The organism is Streptomyces sp. NPDC002276, from assembly GCF_053891435.1.
In genome coordinates this window covers 232,154-251,009 of sequence record NZ_JBSFCQ010000004.1, presented here as the reverse complement: position 1 = coordinate 251,009, position 18,856 = coordinate 232,154, and the positions used below count along the sequence as shown (strand labels likewise).

At 72.2% G+C, this 18,856-nt stretch carries 19 protein-coding genes; 6 read left to right on the top strand and 13 right to left on the bottom strand.

From position 1 onward, the window contains the following. Window positions 1-23 precede the first annotated feature (23 nt). Window positions 24-2,099: a phage holin family protein gene (locus ACWIHT_RS13160; protein ID WP_456167480.1), complete on the bottom strand. Its 2,076-nt coding sequence runs from the start codon at window positions 2,097-2,099 to the stop codon at window positions 24-26. Between the two features lie 82 nt (window positions 2,100-2,181). Further along, window positions 2,182-2,613 (bottom strand): hypothetical protein, encoded by a 432-nt coding sequence (locus ACWIHT_RS13155; RefSeq protein ID WP_262056661.1) that lies wholly within the window; start codon window positions 2,611-2,613, stop codon window positions 2,182-2,184. Between the two features lie 85 nt (window positions 2,614-2,698). Here ACWIHT_RS13155 and ACWIHT_RS13150 point away from each other — a divergent pair, with 85 nt between their 5' ends. Both ACWIHT_RS13150 and ACWIHT_RS13145 read left to right on the top strand, forming a co-directional pair. Beyond that, a complete protein-coding gene (locus ACWIHT_RS13150) occupies window positions 2,699-3,472 on the top strand; it encodes an MBL fold metallo-hydrolase (protein ID WP_456167478.1) in 774 nt (257 codons plus the stop codon). Then, window positions 3,469-4,116: a DedA family protein gene (locus ACWIHT_RS13145; protein WP_456167476.1), complete on the top strand. Its 648-nt coding sequence runs from the start codon at window positions 3,469-3,471 to the stop codon at window positions 4,114-4,116. The genes ACWIHT_RS13150 and ACWIHT_RS13145 overlap by 4 nt, the downstream gene beginning before the upstream one ends. Here ACWIHT_RS13145 and ACWIHT_RS13140 read toward each other — a convergent pair. The 7 genes from ACWIHT_RS13140 to ACWIHT_RS13110 all read right to left on the bottom strand — a co-directional run bounded on the left by ACWIHT_RS13140 (window position 4,113) and on the right by ACWIHT_RS13110 (window position 10,735). Continuing rightward, the gene (locus ACWIHT_RS13140; protein WP_456167474.1) at window positions 4,113-5,162 is read right to left on the bottom strand and encodes an MBL fold metallo-hydrolase; all 1,050 of its coding nucleotides are present in this window, start codon (window positions 5,160-5,162) and stop codon (window positions 4,113-4,115) included. The genes ACWIHT_RS13145 and ACWIHT_RS13140 overlap by 4 nt on opposite strands. Further along, window positions 5,159-6,406, bottom strand: a complete 1,248-nt coding sequence (locus ACWIHT_RS13135; RefSeq protein WP_456167472.1) for an aminotransferase class I/II-fold pyridoxal phosphate-dependent enzyme — start codon at window positions 6,404-6,406, stop codon at window positions 5,159-5,161. The genes ACWIHT_RS13140 and ACWIHT_RS13135 overlap by 4 nt, the downstream gene beginning before the upstream one ends. A gap of 53 nt (window positions 6,407-6,459) precedes the next feature. Next, window positions 6,460-7,041 (bottom strand): hypothetical protein, encoded by a 582-nt coding sequence (locus tag ACWIHT_RS13130; protein WP_456167470.1) that lies wholly within the window; start codon window positions 7,039-7,041, stop codon window positions 6,460-6,462. Between the two features lie 125 nt (window positions 7,042-7,166). Further along, the gene (locus ACWIHT_RS13125) at window positions 7,167-7,961 is read right to left on the bottom strand and encodes an RNA polymerase sigma factor SigF (RefSeq protein ID WP_456167468.1); all 795 of its coding nucleotides are present in this window, start codon (window positions 7,959-7,961) and stop codon (window positions 7,167-7,169) included. A gap of 114 nt (window positions 7,962-8,075) precedes the next feature. Further along, on the bottom strand, window positions 8,076-8,348 hold the full coding sequence (locus ACWIHT_RS13120) for a DUF6158 family protein (protein ID WP_456167466.1): 273 nt from the start codon (window positions 8,346-8,348) through the stop codon (window positions 8,076-8,078). A 30-nt stretch (window positions 8,349-8,378) separates the two neighbouring features. Next, window positions 8,379-9,998, bottom strand: a complete 1,620-nt coding sequence (locus ACWIHT_RS13115) for an ABC-F family ATP-binding cassette domain-containing protein (RefSeq protein WP_456167464.1) — start codon at window positions 9,996-9,998, stop codon at window positions 8,379-8,381. Between the two features lie 65 nt (window positions 9,999-10,063). Further along, window positions 10,064-10,735 (bottom strand): histidine phosphatase family protein, encoded by a 672-nt coding sequence (locus tag ACWIHT_RS13110; protein ID WP_456167462.1) that lies wholly within the window; start codon window positions 10,733-10,735, stop codon window positions 10,064-10,066. Between the two features lie 124 nt (window positions 10,736-10,859). Between ACWIHT_RS13110 and ACWIHT_RS13105 the strand changes: the two genes are divergently transcribed. From ACWIHT_RS13105 to ACWIHT_RS13095, 3 genes are all read left to right on the top strand, one after another. After that, on the top strand, window positions 10,860-12,377 hold the full coding sequence (locus ACWIHT_RS13105; protein ID WP_456167460.1) for a phosphatase PAP2 family protein: 1,518 nt from the start codon (window positions 10,860-10,862) through the stop codon (window positions 12,375-12,377). A 78-nt stretch (window positions 12,378-12,455) separates the two neighbouring features. After that, entirely contained in the window at window positions 12,456-13,277 is an 822-nt protein-coding gene (locus ACWIHT_RS13100) for a class I SAM-dependent methyltransferase (protein WP_456167458.1), read from the top strand. A 70-nt stretch (window positions 13,278-13,347) separates the two neighbouring features. Continuing rightward, the gene (locus tag ACWIHT_RS13095; protein ID WP_456167456.1) at window positions 13,348-13,695 is read left to right on the top strand and encodes a VOC family protein; all 348 of its coding nucleotides are present in this window, start codon (window positions 13,348-13,350) and stop codon (window positions 13,693-13,695) included. A 42-nt stretch (window positions 13,696-13,737) separates the two neighbouring features. Here ACWIHT_RS13095 and ACWIHT_RS13090 read toward each other — a convergent pair whose 3' ends face one another. After that, complete coding sequence (locus ACWIHT_RS13090) at window positions 13,738-15,699, bottom strand: DUF5107 domain-containing protein (protein WP_456167454.1); 1,962 nt, start codon at window positions 15,697-15,699, stop codon at window positions 13,738-13,740. A gap of 145 nt (window positions 15,700-15,844) precedes the next feature. Here ACWIHT_RS13090 and ACWIHT_RS13085 point away from each other — a divergent pair, with 145 nt between their 5' ends. Further along, window positions 15,845-16,192, top strand: a complete 348-nt coding sequence (locus ACWIHT_RS13085; protein WP_456167452.1) for a DUF6204 family protein — start codon at window positions 15,845-15,847, stop codon at window positions 16,190-16,192. Here the strand turns inward: ACWIHT_RS13085 and ACWIHT_RS13080 are convergent. From ACWIHT_RS13080 to ACWIHT_RS13070, 3 genes are read right to left on the bottom strand one after another with little or no spacing between them, the layout of a single operon-like run. Beyond that, window positions 16,164-16,715, bottom strand: a complete 552-nt coding sequence (locus ACWIHT_RS13080) for a GNAT family N-acetyltransferase (RefSeq protein WP_456167450.1) — start codon at window positions 16,713-16,715, stop codon at window positions 16,164-16,166. The genes ACWIHT_RS13085 and ACWIHT_RS13080 overlap by 29 nt on opposite strands. Window positions 16,716-16,728: 13 nt before the next feature. Further along, window positions 16,729-16,977, bottom strand: a complete 249-nt coding sequence (locus tag ACWIHT_RS13075) for a LapA family protein (RefSeq protein ID WP_200715078.1) — start codon at window positions 16,975-16,977, stop codon at window positions 16,729-16,731. A 43-nt stretch (window positions 16,978-17,020) separates the two neighbouring features. Beyond that, entirely contained in the window at window positions 17,021-18,778 is a 1,758-nt protein-coding gene (locus ACWIHT_RS13070) for a CocE/NonD family hydrolase (protein WP_456167448.1), read from the bottom strand. Window positions 18,779-18,856: the final 78 nt, after the last annotated feature.

Here is an 18,856-nt window from a genome sequence, read left to right as displayed (position 1 = left end):
GAACCGCCCACCGCAGCCCATTTTCAGGCGGCCCGCTCCTCCGGCTCCGCCGTCAGCGGCACCTGCGGGCCGTTCGACTCCCGCAGCCAGCGCCGCAGTACGCGGTGGATGTGCTCGGCGCCGACGAGGTCCTCGCCGTCCTCGACCGGCGCGGAGAGGGCGTACGGCGAGAGCAGGAACGGCTTTGCCTGGCAGCCGCCGAGGCCGCCGTGCGAGCCGATCTGCTCCTCGAAGGCGAGGACTTCGCCCTCGGCGGGGTCGTACCAGGAGTTGACCATGATGTCGGCGGTGTGCGGGAAGGAGTGCGTGCGCCGCACGGCGTCCGCGACGCCGGGGCCGAAGTCCGCCAACGGGCCCTGTTTGTCGTCGAGTTCGGCCACCGGAAGCTCCGCGCCGTGCGCACCGAGGACGAGCCCGCCGTGCTCCTCGCTGCGGACGAGGACGAAGCCGACGCCCGGATGGTTGGCGAGGGTCGTCAGGAGCGCCGGGTGGCGGGCGTCGATCTCCTCCTTGGTCATGCGGTGCGGCACGTCCGGGAAGGAGACCAGGCCGAGATTGCCGGAGGCCAGCACGATCGGCTCCGAGTGCCGGCCGGCGTGGACCTGCCGCTCGTCGCCGTCCTTGGCGGGCCTGCGCAGCGCCGCGCGGACGGCGGCGCGGGCCTCGGCGCCACTGTGGGTGCGGCGGGCCCGGCGCGGCACGGGCAGCCCGCAGCCCGCGCGGACGAGGTCGCCGAGGGTGAGGCCGTAGCGGCCCTGGAAGGTCTCGCCGGGGCTCTGTCCGTGGTCGGAGAGGACGACGATGCGGTACGGCCGCGGGGCGTGCTCGGCGACGTTCTCGATCAAGGCGATGGAACGGTCCAAGCGTTGGAGGACCTTGGCGGCATCGCGGCTGCGCGGCCCTGAGTGGTGGGCGACCTCGTCGTAGGCCACGAGGTCGGCGTAGACGGCGGTGCGGCCGGCCAGCATGTCGCCCATGACCGCGGCGACGACGACGTCCCGCTCCACGACGGTCGCGAAGGCGCGGACGACGGGGTACAGGCCGCCGCGTTTGATGCGGGGGCGCTGCCTGGTGAGGCGGGAGCGGGTCGACTGGCCGATCTCGCGGCCGACCTCGGCGACGAAGGACATCGCGGTGCGGACGGCGTTGGCGGGGTCGGAGAAGTAGGCGAAGTAGCCCGCGCGGGAACGGTTGTCCCGGCCCCGGCGGCGGATCGCGATGGACAGCACGAGGGCCTGTTCGTCGGCGCCGCCGCTGAACAGGTTGCCGCGGCTGGCGCCGTCCACCGTGAGGAGGCCGCCGTCGCCGGTGAACTCGATGGCGCGGCGCTGGAGTTCGGCGGCGCTGGTCGGGCGGTTGCAGACCATCACCTCGCCGGTGTCCTTCTCGTACCAGCGGAACGCGGGGATGTCGTGGTTGGAGCCGTGCAGGATGCCGAGTTGGCTGGCGCCGGTCTGGCTGGACCAGTCGGTGCGCCAGGGGGTGAGGCGGTGGGTGGGGCGGTCGCCGCCGAGGAGTCGCGCGACGGTGGGCATCAGGCCCTTCTCCATCGCGTCGAGCAGGACGTCGTGGCCGACGCCGTCGAGCTGGAGGAAGACGGTGCCGGGCGAGGACGGGCCGGGCGGCAGGGCTCTGCGGCGGCGGTCGGCGAGGCGGTAGAGGCGGCGGCGGTAGGCGTCGTCGTCACGGACGGCGAGCGCACCGCCGGTCGCCGAAGCCACGGCGGACATCACGGCCGCGACGACCACGGCGGTCTCGGGGGCGACCTGGCCGCGCAGCCCGCCGTCCGGATTGATGCGCAGGGCGATCAGGAGCAGCGACCCGTTGAGCACGAAGACGAGCAGACCGAGGACGAGTGCGGGCACCAGCAGCAACAGCCGTACCAGCAGCGGCCAGACGAGGGCCGACAGCACACCGAAGGCACCGGCGCCGAGGGCGGCCGTGACCGCGATCCGGGTGGCGCTGTCGCCGTCCGCCGACTGGAGCTGGAAGTCCGGCAGGATCCCGGCGAGCACCAGCATGGTGACCGTGGAGACGGCCCACACCGCGATGCTCCGCCCGACCTGACTGGCGAGCCGCCGCCAACGCCCTCCACGCACGCCCTGTACACCTCACGTCCCTGGCGCGCCGACCTGGCGGGCCTCCACCCACCTTGTCACAACGGGTGGAACGGTCCATATGTCACCGGCCGTCGTAGCCCGCCGTCGGCATCGACAGCCGCCGGTGCACGCGGGCCTTGGCCTGGGCGTCGTAGGACGGTTCCGCGCGGCCCACGGTCTCGATCCGGACCCCGCGGCGCGCGCACTCGTCGGTGAACTCCTCGACGGAGGACAGCGCGCTCTCCAGGACCCGGCGGCTGGGGGCGACGAACAGGTCGAGGCCGGGGCGGACACCGTCCCACAGGGCGCTGTGGTCGGGTCGCAGTCCGCGCACGAGGAGTTCGCGGGCGATCACATAGCCGTGGTCGGCGGCCCAGCGGGCGCACATGGCGTGCTGGCTGCGCGAGTCGACCAGGAAGGGGTCCTCGTCCAGCTCCTCCAGCGGTGTCAGGCTGGCGATCGCCGTGACCCTGACCCGCGAGGGCATACCGGAGGCACCGCGTACCTGTCCCATGGCGTCCCCCTCACCTCCGGGTTTCGCCGCCGACCCTACTCCTGCCCGTAGGCTTCGGGGGAGTCGCGCGAAGGAGGCAAAGAAGGTGCCGGTGGAGATCACCTGGTGGGGTCACGCCACCTGCACGATCGAGGACTCGGGCGTACGTGTCCTCACCGACCCTCTGTTCGCCCGCCGGCTCGCACACCTACGACGCCGCCGGGGCGCGGTGCCACCGCCCGAGGCCCGGCGCGCGGACCTGGCGCTCGTCTCCCATCTGCACGCCGACCACCTGCACCTTCCCTCGCTCGGCACCCTCGCCCCGGGCACGCGCCTGCTCGTACCCCGGGGCGCACTCCGCGCGGTGCCGGGGTTGCGCCGGCTCCGGCAGCTGCGGATCGACGAGGTCGCCCCCGGTGACCAGACGATGGTCGGTGACCTGGTCGTACGGGCCGTCCCCGCACGGCACGACGGACGGCGGCTGCCGGTCGGACCGCACCGCTCCCCCGCGCTGGGCTACGTCGTCGAGGGCGAGGCGCGCACGTACTTCGCCGGGGACACCGGACTCTTCGACGACATGGCCAAGGAGGTCGGACCGGTCGACGTGGCGCTGCTGCCGGTCGGCGGCTGGGGCCCGTACCTCGGCGAGGGGCATCTCGACGCGGGCCGCGCGGCCCAGGCGCTCGCCCGGCTCTCGCCGCGCAGTGCGGTGCCGGTGCACTACGGCACGTACTGGCCGATCGGGATGGACGGGGTGCGCCCGCACGAATTCCACGCGCCCGGCGAGGAGTTCGTGCGGATCGCGGCCCAACTCGCGCCCACGGTGACCGTGCACCGGCTCGGGCACGGGGAGAGCGTACGTCCCGAGGTCGCCCGGTGAGCTGGATCGCGGACGCGTTGTCCGCGACGGCGACGGCGACGGCGACGACCGCGCCCGAGTCCGCCCAACAGGCCATCGGTTACCCGACGTTGTTCCTGCTGGTGCTGTTCGGGGCGCTGGTGCCGGTGATCCCGACGGGGGCGCTGGTGAGTTCGGCGGCCGTGGTCGCGTTCCACCAGACGGCACCGTTCGCGCTGGCGCTGGTGTTCGTGACGGCGGCGCTGGCCGCGTTCCTCGGGGACGTCGCGCTGTACTGGCTGGGGCGGCGCGGGATGGGGTCGAAGAACGGGTCGCGCTGGCTGGAGGCGATCCGCGCACGGGCTCCGGAGGAGCGGCTCGCGCAGGCCCAGAAGAAGCTGGCCGATCACGGGGTGACGGTGCTGATCCTGTCCCGGATGGTGCCGGCCGGCCGTATCCCCGTGATGCTGGCCTGTCTGCTGGCCGAGTGGCCGATCCGCCGGTTCGCCCGGGGCAACGCGCCCGCGTGTCTGGCGTGGGCTGTGACGTACCAGCTGATCGGCATTCTCGGTGGGTCGCTGTTTCCGGAGCCGTGGGAGGGTGTGGTGGCGGCGGTCGCACTGACCGTGGTGATCAGCGCGGCGCCGACCGTATGGCGCAGGGTGCGGAAGACAACTCCCGCCTAGGCAAGCACTCTTGACGCTCCCACCGGTAGATCCCACAGGTCTTCTCGGGCCAACTCGGCTTTCTCCCAGGCCGCCCTGACCCGCGTCAGCGGCTCCAGGACCGGCTCCGCCGACAGGACGAACGTGCCCCAGTGCATCGGGGCCATCCGCCGCGCCCCCAGATCCCGTACGGCCCGCACCGCTTCCTCCGGATCGCAGTGGACGTCGCTCAGCCACCAGCGTGGGTCGTAGGCGCCGATGGGCAGGAGGGCCAGGTCAATTCCCGGATAGCGGGCGCCGATTCGCGAGAACCAGTGGCCGTAGCCCGTGTCGCCCGCGAAGTAGACGCGTTGTCCGTCCGGTGCCGTCATCACCCAACCGCCCCACAGGGAGTGGCAGGTGTCGGTGAGGGTGCGCTTGGACCAGTGGTGGGCGGGTACGAAGTCGAGCCGTACGCCGTCGAGTTGGGCCGCTTCCCACCAGTCGAGTTCGGTGACGCGGGTGAATCTGCGGCGCCGGAACCAGCTGCCGAGGCCGGCCGGGGCGAACACCGGGGTGTGGCGCGGGAGTCGGCGCAGGGTGGGGGCGTCGAGGTGGTCGTAGTGGTTGTGGCTGATGACTACGGCGTCGATCGGCGGGAGGGTTTCCCAGGCGACGCCGACGGGGGTGATCCGGGCCGGGGTGCCGAGGATGCGGCGGGACCAGACCGGGTCGGTGAGGATGGTCAGGCCGCCGATCCGCACCACCCAACTGGCGTGCCCCGCCCAGGTGACGGCGATGGTCAGGGAGTCGACCTGGGGCAACGGCTCGGGGGCGAACGGGAGTCGGGGGATGTCGGCGAGTCCCTCGGGGCGGGGTCGTACGGAGCCCTCGCGGGCGAAGCGGGCCATCGCCTTGAGGCCGGGCAGCGGGGCGGTGAGCCGGTCGTGGAAGGTCCGGGGCCATACACGGCGCTCGCCGAGGGGGCGGGGTTCGGCGAGCGGCGGGGAGGAGGGGACGAAGGGGGACGGGGACGCCGTGCGGTCGGCGTCCGGGGTCGTCGTGGTCGACTCGGACTGCTGCGTCATCGAGGAGGCTCCCATCGCTGAGCGTCGTCGCGGAGATCGTCGAAGATCGACCTCAAGGACATCAACGCGCGTTGCACGTGTGGCAGTTCCAACGGCACGGGTGACATGAGGCATTCCGCGCGTTCCTCATCGGTTCGGCCCAGCAGCGGTCCGGTGGACAGCCGTACCCGCAGCGCGCCCAGGTCGTCGCCGAAGCGGTGGCCGCCCGGCGCGGGCATGCCGAGCCGGGCGGTGAGGAACTCCTCCAGGTCCTGCGCGTCGCCCACCCCCTGCGGGGTGAGCGCGTGGCGCAACGGCCCGAGATCGACGTACAGATGACGTCCCGCCTGCGGCGGCCGGGCGAACGCGCCCGCTCCGGTGACGGCCGCGTGCGCGGCGGCGGCCACGCGCGCGTGCAGGCCTACGGCGGTGTCGCGGCGGGCAATGACGGGCGCGGGTTCGCCGAGGGCATGGGCCGCCGCGGCGGCGACCGGTGCCGCGACGCGGGCGCCGAGTGCGGTGAGGACGTCGAGCACGCGCGCGTGGAGCGCGTTCCCGGCGCGGCCGGCGGGGAAGCGGGCGACGGCCGCGGGCCAGCCGGACGGGAGGAGCGCACCGGCCAGGTCCGTCACGACGGTGACCTTCTCGGGCAGCATCTCGGCGGGGCTCAGCAGCATGGTGCGCCGGGGCGCGTGCAGGGTGTCGCGCCAGGTCTCGTCGCTGACCAGGTGCAGGCCCTCGCCCGCGGCGGCCTCGACGGTCTCGTGCATGACCTCGGGCGGCACGACGGTGGCGGTGGGGTCGTCGGCGACCGACAGCACCAGCAGCCGCGGGTCGCCGCCCTCGTCGCGGACCCTGCGCACGGTCTCCAGCAGGGCGTACGGATCGGGCACCCCGCCGCACTCGGCCGGAGTGCCCACATGGAACACGGGTCTGCCCAGCAGCCGGGCGTACGGCGCCCACCAGGCGGCGCAGGGTCTGGGCACCAGGACGTCACCGCCGAGCGCCGCGGTCAGCGCGACCAGGAGTGCGGGGGCGCCCGGGGCGGCGGCCACGCGGGCGGGCTCGGCGGGCAGGCCACGGCGTTCGAAGTAGCCGCTCGCGGCCTCCAGCAGGACGGGGGCTCCGCCTACCGGCTGTTCCTCGGTGCGGCTCGCGGCGGCAGCGAGGACGGCGGCCAGTTCCGGCAGGACGGGCAGTCCGTCATCGGGGAACACCGGCCCGTAGCGGACGGGTCCCTGGCCTACCGCGTCCGCCTGCCGCATGGTGCCTCCGCGCAGTCCCTGGTGCAGTGCCGTGCCGTGTCCCGCTCGTGCCCTCAGTGTCCCGGTGTCCGCCTGCGCAGCCGGTACACGGCACCGCCGAACGCGCCCGCGATCAGCACACCCCCGGCGACCAGCGCCGGTACGGAGTCGGTGAAGGTACCGCCCTCCCCGGCCCGCACCCCGCGCTCGATCACGGCGGCACCGGCACAGGAGTCGGCCCGGGGTTCCTGACACGGCCGCGGTCCGCTCCCGCGCTCGACGCTGAAGGACGCGCTCCAGGCCCTGCCCTGTCCCCCGGGCGGCGCGGGACAGGTCCCGTCGACGGTCCACGCGGCGTCCCGCTCGACCCCGTCCGCGGAGATCCGCGCGGTCCCCCGGTAGGCGGCTCCGGCGACCCGGTCGCCGTTGCCGGGCACGCGTTGCAGCTGGACGATCCCGTCGTCGAACGCCTGGGACGAGGCGTCCAGAGTCTCGGGCGCGATCCCCCCGACCACCTCGCAGGACACGGAAACGGTCACGCTCCCGCCCGCCTGGGCGGTACTCGGACTGACCTCCGCACCCGAATCGACGGCCACAGCGGGCCCGGCGACGCCGACCAGGGCGACGACGGACAGAGCAAGGGCGGTACGACGCATGAGCGGGTCTCCTTAGACCGAGGACGACGGCAACACCATCGAAGCCCGGTAAGGAGAGAGCCGCGCGCGGCGAGACCCGAGCGAGTGAAACTCAGGCCGGCTGGAGCGCCCCCACAGGGGCGCACTCAGGCAACCTCCTGCAACACCTCTTCCCGAATCCGCCGACAACACCGACTGATCAACCGAGACACATGCATCTGCGAAATCCCGAACTCCTCCGCGATCCGACTCTGCGTCATGTCGCCGAAGAACCGCAGATACAGAATCTCCCGCTCCCGCGCGGGCAACGCGGCAAGCCGAGGCCGCACGGCCTCCCGGTCCACGACGACGTCCAACGCAGGGTCGGCCGAGCCGAGAACGTCACTCAACGCCCACCCGTCCGAACCGCCGGAGGCCTCCGCGTCCAACGACAACGCGCTGAAACTCTCCAACGCCTCAAGCCCGGCCCGCACCTCCTCCTCGGAGAGGCACGCGTGCGCGGCGAGCTCAGAAACGGTCGGCCGCCGCCCCGGCACGGTCTGCGCCAGCTCCTGCCCGGCGACCCGCACCCGGTTGCGCAGATCCTGCACCCGGCGCGGCACGTGCAGGGTCCACATGTGGTCGCGGAAGTGCCGTTTGATCTCGCCGGTGATGGTCGGCACGGCATAGCTCTCGAAGGCGTTGCCGCGCCCGGGGTCGTACCGGTCGACGGCCTTGACCAGGCCGAGGGCGGCGACCTGGCGTAAGTCCTCGGTGCTCTCGCCCCGGTTGCGGAACCGTCCGGCGAGCCGGTCGGCCATGGGCAGCCAGGCCTCCACGATGTGGTCGCGGACGGTGTCGTGCCGAGGACCGGGCGGCAGCGCGACCAGCGTGCGGAACGCCTCCGCGGTGTCGGGGGCGTCCGGGTGGGAACGGTGTTGCGTGTGGGTTCGAGTGGGCATGGTGCGTCACAACTCCCTTGAGCATGCTCCGGGTTGGACGGTCACCGGTGGGAACGCTTCTGCGATCCAGCGCTGATGGTTCGCCTGCCCCCGACCTCGGGGGGCAAACACGGGTCAGTCCCGCTCGCGTGCCCCCTGGCGGGTACGGCCGGGGGCCACGAGGCGGCGCGGATGGCGGCGCAGGTACTCGCCCTCCAGCCGGGCCATGCGGTCGTTGTGGGCGCGCAGCGCGTCGTTCGAGCCGTACAGCAGGGTGTCGTGGCGCGTGCGGTGGATGGTCTCCAGCTCCTTCATGAGCTGGGCGTCGTCCAGGCGCGCAGGGTCGACTCCGGTCATGGTGTGCCCCGCTCGTCGAGTCTCACGGTCCTGAGACCACTCTACGAACATTCAGGCCCCGCGGCCTCCGCACGGAGGGAGCTATCGCGCGCGCTCCACCCGCCGCTCGTCCCACACGGGCTCGGTGCTCTCGCGGACCTTGCCGTCGCTGCCGAAGACCAGGTAGCGGTCGAAGGAGCGGGCGAACCAGCGGTCGTGGGTGACGGAGAGGACCGTACCGTCGAAGGCCTCAAGGCCCTCCTGGAGGGCTTCCGCGGACTCCAGGTCGAGGTTGTCGGTCGGCTCGTCGAGGAGAAGAGCCGTCACGCCCTGGAGTTCCAGGAGGAGGATCTGGAAACGCGCCTGCTGGCCGCCGGAGAGGCGGTCGAAGCTCTGCTCGGCCTGGCCGGTCAGCTCGTAGCGGCGCAGCCGCGACATGGCGGGGCCCTGGGCCTGCGCGTGCTCCTTCCACAGGATGTCGAGGAGGGTGCGGCCCTGGAGTTCGGGGTGCGCGTGGGTCTGCGCGAAGTGGCCCGCCACGACGCGTGCGCCGAGCTTCCACTCCCCCGTGTGCCTCACGTCGTCGCCGGCGAGGAGGCGCAGGAAGTGCGACTTGCCCGAGCCGTTCGAGCCGAGGACGGCGACGCGTTCGCCGTAGAAGACCTCCAGATCGAAGGGTTTCATCAGGCCCGTCAGTTCAAGTCCCTTGCAGGTGACGGCCCTTACTCCGGTGCGGCCGCCCTTGATGCGCATGGTGATGTCCTGCTCGCGGGGCGGTTCGGGGGGCGGGCCCGCCTCCTCGAACTTGCGCAGGCGGGTCTGGGCCGCCGCGTAGCGGGACGCCAACTCGTGGGAGATGGAGGCCGCCTGACGGAGGTTCAGGACGAGCTTCTTCAGCTGGGCGTGCTTCTCGTCCCAGCGGCGGCGCAACTCCTCGAAGCGGGCGAAGCGTTCGCGCCGGGCCTCGTGGTAGGTGGCGAAGCCCGCGCCGTGCACCCAGGCGTCGGCGCCGGTCGGCGAGGGTTCGACGGAGACGATCTTCTCGGCGGCGCGGGCGAGGAGTTCGCGGTCGTGGGAGACGAACAGGACCGTCTTGCGGGTCTCCTTGAGCCGCTCCTCCAGCCAGCGCTTTCCGGGTACGTCGAGGTAGTTGTCGGGTTCGTCGAGAAGCAGCACCTCTTCGCTGCCGCGCAGCAGCGCCTCCAGGACGAGCCGCTTCTGCTCGCCGCCGGAGAGCGTGCTCACCTGCCGGAACTGCGCCTTGTCGTACGGCACTCCGAGCGCGGCCATGGTGCACATGTCCCACAGCGTCTCGAACTCGTAGCCATGCACCTCGGCCCAGTCGGACAGGGCCTGCGCGTAAGCGAGTTGGGCCGCCTCGTCGTCGACGGTCATGATGCCGTGCTCGGCCTTGTCGACCTCCGCCGCGACCGCGCGGATGCGGGGCGGGGCGACCGACACGAGCAGGTCCCGTACGGTGCTCTCGTCGCGTACGGAGCCCACGAACTGGCGCATCACACCCAGGCCGCCACTCACGGTGACCGTGCCGCCGTGCGGTTTCAGCTCGCCGGAGATCAGCCGGAGCAGGGTCGTCTTGCCGGCGCCGTTGGGCCCGACCAGGGCGACCACGGCGCCCTCGCCGACCCGGAAGGACACATCGCCGAGCAGCGGCCTCCCGTCGGGGAGGTAGTACTCAAGGTGTGCGGCTTCCAGATGTCCCATGACCACGCATTCTGTGGGGCGGCCTCGCGGCCGGGCAAACTCTTATTGTGCCCGTCGGGGCCTCGCTACGGCTTCTGGTCCTCGTCGAGCGGCTGCCCCGCCGGGCCGCCCTCGGTGTCCGGTCCGGCCGTCTCCACCAGGGCGCCCGCCCAGGACAGGGCCTTCCAGCCGTCGGCCGGTGAGCCGTCCAGGATGACGATGCCGGTGTTGTCGAGGGGGCGGGCGGCGGCGAAGGACACGTCGACGTTGTCGGCGCGGGCGGCCGTCCACATCCGGATCGCGGCGCCGTGGCTGATCATGGCGACGGTGCGGGCGCCGCTGTCGGCGGCCTCGGCGATCACGGCGTCGTAGCGGGCGAGGGCCTCCACGCCGTTCTCGCCGCCGGGCATGCGCGACTCCGTGTCACCGGCCGCCCACGCGAACACGATCCGCATGTACTCGTGGCCGGGTTCCCGGTCGCCGGGCAGCATCTCCAGGTCACCGGCGGTCAGCTCGCGGATGCCGTCCCGGACGCGGACGTCGAGGCCGCGGGCGGCGGCCAGCGGGGCCGCGGTGTGCTGGGTGCGGATCAGGGTGGAGGCGTAGAGGGCCTCGATGTCCTCGCCTGCGACGGCGGCGGGGAGGGCGGCGGCCTGGCGGCGGCCGAGGTCGGTCAGCTCGGCGCCCGGGATCGCCGTGTCGAGGAGGAAGTCCACGTTGGCCGTGGTCTGGCCGTGGCGGATGAGGAGCAGGCGCATACGGGGTTTCCTCCGTTGGAACGGTCCACCGACGGTCGGAGCGGAGACGGCCGGCCGACTGTGGGATCGGTTCGCCGGTGGTCCGCCGGGCAGCGAACGGCCATTTCAGGGTACCCGGCACCGCATGAACCCCGACGTCGACCTCACGGTCCCCCTTCCCGGCCGCCACGCCCTGCGCGCCTGGCTGCTCTCCCTGGACTCGCGTCTCTTCGAGGCGGCGGCCGAGCGGAACTGGCCCGCCGGTGAGCCGGTGCTGCCCCGGCTGAGCCGGAGTGCCAATCACGGTGTGCTGTGGTTCGCGACGGCCGCCGCGGTGGCCGCGAGCCGTACTCCGCGCGCCCGCCGGGCCGCCGCCCGGGGCCTCGCCTCGCTGAGCGTGGCCTCGTTCGCCATCAACACCATCGGGAAGCGCACCGTGCGCCGCCCCCGGCCCGTCCTGGACCCGGTCCCGCCGGTACGGCAGCTGAAGCGGCAGCCGATCACCACGTCGTTCCCGTCCGGTCACGCGGCGTCAGCGGCGGCCTTCGCGACCGGGGTGGCCCTGGAGTCGCCGGCCTGGGGCGCGGTGGTGGCGCCGATCGCGTTCTCGGTCGCCGTGTCCCGTGTCTACACCGGTGTCCACTTCCCGAGCGATGTCCTCGCCGGGGCCGCGCTGGGGGCGTGCGCTGCGTTCGCGGTGCGCGGGATGGTGCCGACCCGCGGGCAGATCGTGCCGTCGGCCCGCCCGCGCGCCGAGGTCCCGGCACTGGAGGACGGGACGGGCCTGGTCATGGTGGTCAACTCGGCGTCGGGCACCGCGGACAGGGCGGACGCGCTGACCGACGTACTGCCCGGTGCCGAGCTGGTCGTCTGCGAACCGGCCGACGTCCGGGCCGAGTTGGCGAAGGCGGCGGCCCGCGCCGAGGTCCTCGGGGTGTGCGGCGGCGACGGCACGGTGAACGCGGCGGCCGAGGTCGCCCTGCGCCACGGCCTGCCCCTCGCGGTCCTCCCCGGCGGCACCCTCAACCACTTCGCCTACGACCTCGGCGTGGAGGGCCCCCGGGACCTGAGCCGGGCGATCAAGCAGGGCGATGCCGTCCGCGTGGACGTCGGCCGCTTCGCCTCCGGCGCGACGCGGGGCATCTTCCTCAACACCCTGAGTCTGGGCGTCTATCCGGAGCTGGTTCGCGAACGGGAGCGCTGGGCGCCCCGGATCGGCGGCTGGCCCGCGGGTGTGCTGGCGGCGCTGCGGGTGCTGCGCGCGGACCGGCATCCACTGGAGGCCGAACTCGGCGGCCGCATCCGCCCGTTGTGGCTGCTGTTCGCCGGCAACGGCACCTACCACCGGATGGGCATCGCCTCGGGCCGCCGGGTCGACCTCGCGGACGGACGGCTCGACATCCGCGTCGTGCACGGCGGCCGCAGGCCCGCACTACGGCTGCTCGCGGCGGCCCTCGCCGGTCCGTTCACCCGCTCCCCCGCCCACGCGGCCGCCCAGGTGCACCGGCTGCGGCTGAGCGGTCTGGCCCCCGGCACGCTGCTCGCCTACGACGGTGAAGTAAAGGACGTGGAAGGTGGGTTGACCTTGGAGGAGTTGCCGGAGGGGCTGACGGTGTACCGGCCGCTGACGGAGTCCCTGATCACCCGTCAGTCCACATCGTAAAACGCAGGTCTCATCATGCGACATGCGCGCGTACCGTTCTGCTTACGCCGAAGAAGACGCGAAGGGGTAGGTAGAGCCATGCCGAAGCCACAGGAGACCGCCGTCTACACGCACGGGCACCACGAGTCCGTACTGCGCTCCCACACCCAGCGAACCGCCGCCAACTCCGCCGCCTACCTGCTCGGTTCACTCAAGCCCCACATGAAGATCCTGGACATCGGCTGCGGTCCCGGCACCATCACCGCGGACCTGACGGCCCTGGTCCCGGACGGCTCCGTCACCGGTGTCGACCGCGAGCCGGGCATCCTGGACCAGGCCCGGGCCACGGCCGCCGGGCGCGGACTGACGAACGTCGACTTCGCGGTCGCCGACGTCCACGCGCTGGACTACCCGGACGACACGTTCTGCGTGGTCCACGCCCATCAGGTCCTCCAGCACGTGGGCGATCCGGTGCAGGCGCTGCGGGAGATGGTGCGGGTGACCAAGCCGGGCGGGTTCATCGCCGCCCGCGACGGGGACTACGCGGTGATGACGTGGTACCCGGAGGTGCCGCGGCTGGACGACTGGCTGGAGCTGTACCGGCGGGTGGCCCGCGCCAACGGGGGCGAGCCGGATGCCGGACGCCGTCTCAAATCGTGGGCGATGCGGGCGGGGCTGAGCGACATCACGGCCACGTCGAGCACCTGGACGTTCCACACTCCGGACGAGCGGGCCTGGTGGAGCGGTCTGTGGGCGGACCGCACGGTCGCGTCCTCGTACGCGGAGGTCGCGACCGAGGGCGGTCACGCGACCACCGAACAGCTGCGCGCCATCGCCGACGCCTGGCGGGAGTGGGGGAAGCGGGACGACGGCTGGTTCGCCGTGCTGCACGGCGAGATCCTGTGCCGCAAGCCCGTCTGACGGGACGGCCGGGCCGGGATTAGTCCGAAAGGATCACCTCGGCCCGGCCGTCCCAACTAGGCTCGTCCGTATGGACATTCTGGGAGCCACGCTGCGGATCTGCGTCGACGACCTGGAGACCGCCGTCCCCTTCTACGAACGCCTCACGGGCACCTCGGCGCTCCGTTTCGAGCGCGGCGGGGTGTCGGTGGCCGCGGTCGGGTTCTTCCTGCTGATGAGCGGGCCCGAGGCGGAGTTGGAGGTGTTGCGCAAGATCGCGGCGACCATCGCCGTCAAGGACGTCGACGAGGCGCACGCACTCCTCACCGAACTCGGCGCCCGAATCATCGCGGGCCCGCTGGCGACACCGGCGGGCCGCAATCTGATCGCGGTGCATCCGGATGGAACGGTCTACGAGTACGTGGACCGGCGGGGCTGACGGCCGGCCACCGGTCCACGTCTCACCTCGTCTCACCGCGCCTCAGGGCGATTCCGGCCGCATCCGGAAGTCGTAGCGCGTGGGCAGTGGTTCGTCGGTGAGGCGGGTCCAGAGCCTGCCGATCGACTCGGCGCCCTCGCGCAGGTCGGCGACCTCGAAGCCGTCGGCGAAGACCGCCCACGCGTCGTCGCGCCGCCCTTCCGCGAGCAGCAACTCGGCCTGGAGCAGCAGGAATCGGCCGCGTTCACGGGTGGCGGGGTGCAGCATCTCCCACACGGCGCGGGCGTCCGCCACCCGCCGCACCCGCAGCAGCGCCTCGACGGCCTCGCGGCCGAGCGCGGCCGTGGCCGCGGTCCAGCTCTCGCCGGCGTCGCGCCGCTCGTGGCACAGGTCGGCGAAGGCCTCGTTGTAGCGGTCGGCGGCCCGCTCGTGGTTGCCCGACTCCTGGTCCGCGACGGCGAGACAGCGCAGCAACGGCCAGAGGGACGGGGCGAGTTCGAGGGCCCGCTCCCAACTGCGCACCGCCTGCGCCCGATCGCCGGCGTGCCACTGCGCGACGCCGAGGTGGTACTCGGTGAGCGGGGTGGCGGGCGCCGTCTCCAGCATGTCCCGCCAGTGCGGGGCGACGAGGGTCTCACCGGGCGGCCGGACCCGGCGCGGCTCGGGCAGCGCACCGCTGCGCAACAACGCCGCCCAGGGCGCCTGCGCCTCGCCGAGCGCGGACTCGTCGAAGGGCGTGCCGGGCAACTTCCAGTCGGTGCGCAGGACTTCGAGGGCGCCCCAGCCGGAGCCGGTGGCCAGGAGTTCGCCGGGTTCGGTGTCGGCGTACGGCTTCCAGGCGGCGTAGGCGGCGTCCAAGTCGGCGCGGGGCAGGGCGGTTTCGAGGCGGGCCTCGGCACGGTCCACCATGGCGGGCCACTCCCCCGCCGCCTCGGCGTCGAGCGGACCGTAGGCCTCCAGCCAGGACACCTCGCTCTCCGGGTCGAGGCGTATGTGCTCCAACTGGGTGCGGGCCAGGCCCGCTTGGATCTCGCAGTAGCCGCCCGTGCCCGGTTCGGTGAGCCACTGCTGCCAGCGGCGGCCACCGCTGCCGGTGCCCCACACGAAGAGTTTGCGGCCCCGGAGTGCGTCGGTGGACGTGTGCACCAGCCCGTGCCCGTCCGTGTCGAGCGCGGCGATCCAGCGGCGCCGCGCGTCCGGGATCTCGTAGAAGTAGTCAGCCGCGTAAGGGCTGTTGAGGGGATGGGACCGGTCCACTCCGTCGTACGACGGCACGGGCACCCGGCGCAGTCGCCGCTCGTAGCCGAAGTGCCAGGCCTCCTCAGCCGGTGCGAGGACCCGGCGTTCCTCCGGCACGGCGATGTTGGACCACCAGTAGGTGGGCGTCGGCTTCTCGTGCGGGTTACGGATGCGGACGCCGACGTGGAGGAAGTCTGAGCCGTCCGGGAGCCACAGGTCGACCTGGAACGGGAGGTCGCGCAGGCGTTCCCACTCCCACAAGCGGAGCATCTCGCCGCCGTCGGGGGCCGGGACGCGGGCGGCGTGCAGGGGTGCGCAGGAGAGGGTGGTGTGGCCGGTGGCGCCGATGTTCCATTCGATGCCGCCGGAGAACCAGGCGCCGTTGAGGGCGAAGTTGGCGGGCTGCAACACCGGGTTGCGGTACAGGAGTTCGCGGTCGGTGGGCTTGTGGACGAGGGAGGCGATGCGGCCGCCGAGGGCGGGGAGCACGGTGGCGCGCAGCCGGTCGTTCTCGATCACCAGGGCGTCGATCCAGCGGGGTGCGCGGTCTCTGTCGTAGCCGTCGCGGACGCGGGTGGGCAGCAGGCTGCGGAGGGGTTCGTAGCCGATCTGGCGGGCCATGTCCCGGGGCAGGGCCTCGCGGTCCCGGTCGTCTATGCGGTGTGTCTCGTCGAGCGGACGCAGTGGGGGCAGCGGGTTGTCCGGACCCAACTCCGCGGTGGGCAGGGTCAGTACCTCACGTCGGATCGTCGTCACGATCACCATGGAACCCGGCAACCGGTGCGGTGGCCAGGGGCGCCGCCGGTCAGGATTCCGCAAAGGCGGAGGCGCCGGAAATTCCGGGTGCGGTTCGTCCGGGTCGACGTAGAGTCGGGCGATCGACGGCACGGAGCGAGGAGTGGAACGGCGGATGAGCGAGCAGCACACGTACCGGGTGATCGTCCGGGGCACCTGGGACGCGCTGACGGACGAGGCGCGGCAGCGGCTGCTGGGCGAGGCGGCGGAGCACGGGATGCTGAGCATGCGGTTCAGCGAGGAGGGCTCGCTCAGTTACGAACCGTCGCCGCTCAAGCACTTCTCGTGGCGGTATGTGGTGGTGTCGGACGCGGCCGACGGCGAGGAGATGGCGGCGGCGCTCGCGGAGGACCGCGCCGAGACCGCGCTGAAGGGCCTCGGCTACGGCTTCCGGGATCTGAAGTCGACGGTGACGGACCTGGACACGATGAAGGTCAACCGGAAGTCCGCATCTCGGCGGTGATCGCCCAGCGCTCGTGGTCGCGCCAGGCACCGTCGATGTAGATCATCTTCGGCGAGAGGCCTTCGAACCGGAATCCGCAGCTGCGGGCGAGACCGATCGACCCGGCGTTGCCGGGCTGCACATTGATTTCGAGCCGGTGCAGCCGCATCGGCCCGAAGGCGTGGTCCACCACGTGGTTCATCCCCTCGCGCATCAGCCCGCGCCCGGCCGCGTGCGCGAAGGCGCCGTATCCCAGCGCACCGCACTGGAAGCCGCCCTGCACGATGTTGTTGATGTTGATGAACCCGGCGATACCGCCACCGTCGAGTTCGCACACGAGGAACCCGGCCTTGGTCGGATCCTGGATCAGCCGTCCCGCGTAGGCGGTGTACGCGTCCCCGCTCGCCGGCGGGAACAGCCACGGCTGGTGCAGGTCCTTGCTCTCCCGGGCCCGCGCGGTGAACTCGGCACCGTCCTCGTACGTGAAGTGACGTATCCCCACGCGGGGGCCCTGGGCGAGATAACGGGAAGCAGAATGCGGCATCCCGTCACCCTAGTCAGGGTCGGCGGCGGCGGCGCATGAAATAGGCACCGCAGAGGGCGCCGATGATCGCCGTGGCCAGCAGTGCCATCCACAGCGGCATGGTGACCTCGGGGATCAGCAGGCGGATCTTCGTGTCGTGGGTGTTCTCGAAGATGAAGATCAGGGCCAGGACGGCGAGCAGCAGAACGGTGATCCGGGCGGGCGTCAGCAGCCGTTCCCGATGGCCGGTGCCGGTGCCGCTCTCGGTGGTCTTCGGGCTCATGTCTCCAGGGTGAGCCCGAATCGGCCATCACGCACGGTGAGACTCAGTCCGCAGCCACCGGCAGCTCCAGCACCCCCGTGTCCTGCGGCGAGCTGACCACCGTGACCGGTTTGATCCCCCGGTTCCCGGTGTACGCGTCGTCGCTCGCCGCGATCACGAACCGCAGCCGGTGCCCCTTGGCGAAGCGGTGCACGATCCCCGGCAGGGTGACGGTGAAGCTCTTCGTGACGTCCGGTACGCGGACAGGAGCGACCAGCCGGTGGACCAGGATCCGGGTGCCGTCGGGGGCGAGGTCGTAGAGCTTGGCGAAGAGGACGAGCTTGTCGGCGGCGTCGCCGGAGTTCTGCACACGCCGCGCGGCCAGGGAGCGGACCTTGAGGGTCGCCTTCGGGGCGCCCACGATGTCGGTCGCACGCGTCAGGGGTGGACCGGTCCAACCAAGGTAGGTACCACGGGTGTCGTACGGCGCCGGGTCCGGCAGGCCGGTCATCCCGCTCAGCGAGTTCTCCGAATGGCTCGTGGGGCCAGGCCTGTTGACGTACTCGCGGCTGCCGCGCGCCGCCTTCGCCCGGTCGTCCACCAGCCTGCCGTCGCCGGAGAGATACAACTTCTCGTCCAGAGAGGGGAGTTGGTCGGCCGTGGCGTAGGTGTCGGCCGGGTCCGTGATCCAGTCGCGGTAGTAGGCGAAGGCCGGTCCGGTGTCCACGTCCGTCCGCCCGCGCAGATAGCGGTCGAACCAGGCCGCGATCCGCCGCCCGACATAGCTCGCCTCCAAGTCGCCCTGGACAAGGTCGAGTTCACCGGAGGTCGACCCGCCGCTGTGCCCCCACGACTGCCAGATCATCTTCGCCGTGGTCCCCTGCGCCTTCAGCGTCCTGTACGTCGCCGTCGCCTCGTTGAGGTTGAACAGGCTGTCGGCCTGCCCCTGGACGAGGAGCGTCGGCGCCTTCACCCGCTTCAGATACGACACCGGCGAGACGCTGTGGGCGTAGCCGAGCACGTCCGCCGTCGGCCTCGCCGGGTAGCTCCCGGAGTTCAGCGCGCGGAACAGGGCGCAGGCCTCGCTGACGAAGTGCACGCAGGCGAGGGAGTTGATCCGGGTCGGGTCGAGGCCCGGTACGGTCAGGGGCTGGGTCTCGCCCATGAGGTAGAAGCCGTTGGTCCACTGCCACTTGAAGACTCCGGGGACGCTCCCGCCGTTGTCGGGGTCGAGGGAGTACGCCAGGTCGTGCCAGGTGACCATGGGGACGAGGGCGTCCACCCGGTGGTCCACGGCGGCCGTCGCCAACTGGATCGCGCCGCCGTACGATCCGCCGATCATCCCGACCCGGGGGTCCCCCTTCGCGTCGAGCGTCACGAAGTCCGCCCTGGTCCCGTCGTCCGCGGCACGGGTGCCCGCGAGGAAGTCGACCAGTCCCGACGCGGCCGCCGCGTCGATGTCCGGGTCGTCCAGCGAGATGAGACACCCCGACTTCCCGAACCCCAGCCCGGAGTAGACGAGTCCGACATAGCCGCGCCGCGCGAAGGTCCTGCCGATGGCGTCCGTGGAGCCGTCGGACTTGCTGCCGCCGAAGCCGTTGGTCGCCAGTACGGCGGGCGCGGGGTGGGAACGGTCCACACCCGTGGGCCGGTACAGGTCGGCGTCGACCGCGCAGTCCCGGCCGCCCGCGCGGACGGTGAACTTCAGTGCGGTGACGGTGTATTGGTCGGTCGCGGCGGAACGGCCGGCGAGGACGAACGGGGCGGTGAGGGCGAGCGCGAGAGCCAGTACGGCGCGGATTCCGGGGATACGACGGGACAAAGGGGACCTCCACACTGAGGGCAACCCGACGGAGTACAAAGGGAGTTGACTGGCAGCGGTACGACAGTCGGGCGGGCG

What these genes read in the sequence shown, in the direction of transcription:
- ACWIHT_RS13100 (WP_456167458.1), top strand. Translation starts at nt 12,456, where the DNA reads ATGCCGAAGCCACAGGAGACCGCCGTCTACACGCACGGGCACCACGAG.
- ACWIHT_RS13125 (WP_456167468.1), bottom strand. Translation starts at nt 7,961, where the DNA reads ATGCCCACTCGAACCCACACGCAACACCGTTCCCACCCGGACGCCCCC.
- ACWIHT_RS13095 (WP_456167456.1), top strand. Translation starts at nt 13,348, where the DNA reads ATGGACATTCTGGGAGCCACGCTGCGGATCTGCGTCGACGACCTGGAG.
- ACWIHT_RS13155 (WP_262056661.1), bottom strand. Translation starts at nt 2,613, where the DNA reads ATGGGACAGGTACGCGGTGCCTCCGGTATGCCCTCGCGGGTCAGGGTC.
- ACWIHT_RS13110 (WP_456167462.1), bottom strand. Translation starts at nt 10,735, where the DNA reads ATGCGCCTGCTCCTCATCCGCCACGGCCAGACCACGGCCAACGTGGAC.
- ACWIHT_RS13135 (WP_456167472.1), bottom strand. Translation starts at nt 6,406, where the DNA reads ATGCGGCAGGCGGACGCGGTAGGCCAGGGACCCGTCCGCTACGGGCCG.
- ACWIHT_RS13090 (WP_456167454.1), bottom strand. Translation starts at nt 15,699, where the DNA reads ATGGTGATCGTGACGACGATCCGACGTGAGGTACTGACCCTGCCCACC.
- ACWIHT_RS13140 (WP_456167474.1), bottom strand. Translation starts at nt 5,162, where the DNA reads ATGACGCAGCAGTCCGAGTCGACCACGACGACCCCGGACGCCGACCGC.
- ACWIHT_RS13130 (WP_456167470.1), bottom strand. Translation starts at nt 7,041, where the DNA reads ATGCGTCGTACCGCCCTTGCTCTGTCCGTCGTCGCCCTGGTCGGCGTC.
- ACWIHT_RS13105 (WP_456167460.1), top strand. Translation starts at nt 10,860, where the DNA reads ATGAACCCCGACGTCGACCTCACGGTCCCCCTTCCCGGCCGCCACGCC.
- ACWIHT_RS13075 (WP_200715078.1), bottom strand. Translation starts at nt 16,977, where the DNA reads ATGAGCCCGAAGACCACCGAGAGCGGCACCGGCACCGGCCATCGGGAA.
- ACWIHT_RS13115 (WP_456167464.1), bottom strand. Translation starts at nt 9,998, where the DNA reads ATGGGACATCTGGAAGCCGCACACCTTGAGTACTACCTCCCCGACGGG.
- ACWIHT_RS13080 (WP_456167450.1), bottom strand. Translation starts at nt 16,715, where the DNA reads ATGCCGCATTCTGCTTCCCGTTATCTCGCCCAGGGCCCCCGCGTGGGG.
- ACWIHT_RS13120 (WP_456167466.1), bottom strand. Translation starts at nt 8,348, where the DNA reads ATGTTCGTAGAGTGGTCTCAGGACCGTGAGACTCGACGAGCGGGGCAC.
- ACWIHT_RS13085 (WP_456167452.1), top strand. Translation starts at nt 15,845, where the DNA reads ATGAGCGAGCAGCACACGTACCGGGTGATCGTCCGGGGCACCTGGGAC.